The sequence below is a fragment of the Pseudomonas sp. Kh14 genome (genome assembly GCF_900291005.1).
In the GTDB taxonomy this organism is placed as follows: domain Bacteria; phylum Pseudomonadota; class Gammaproteobacteria; order Pseudomonadales; family Pseudomonadaceae; genus Aquipseudomonas; species Aquipseudomonas alloputida.
In genome coordinates this window covers 1-243 of record NZ_OLKJ01000264.1, presented here as the reverse complement: position 1 = coordinate 243, position 243 = coordinate 1, and the positions used below count along the sequence as shown (strand labels likewise).

General features: G+C 57.6%; 1 protein-coding gene. It reads right to left on the bottom strand.

What is annotated here, in order from left to right; all coding sequences use genetic code 11:
- Positions 1–187, bottom strand: a 187-nt coding sequence (locus tag FQ668_RS28065) for an NAD-dependent epimerase/dehydratase family protein (protein WP_144180855.1), incomplete at its 3' end; no start/stop codon positions are given.
- Between the last annotated feature and the right edge of the window lie 56 nt (positions 188–243).

Sequence of the window (243 nt, the reverse complement as noted above, 5' to 3'; positions counted from 1 at the left end):
GGGCAGGAAGATCCTGCGGCCAGCATAAATCGACCGAATGACAACTTACGCCGGGCAACTGCTGTTTTTGCAGCCGTGAGATATGACGTGCCGCCGCCACAATCTGATGCCCCTGCTGGCTTAAGGCATGAACCAGATGCTGACCAATATAGCCGCTGGCACCGAGCACCAGAATACGTTGCGGCACGTCCCGCTCCTTAGCGTTGTAGAAAGGCCTGCCAGTGGGCTACCAGCGTCGTCAAC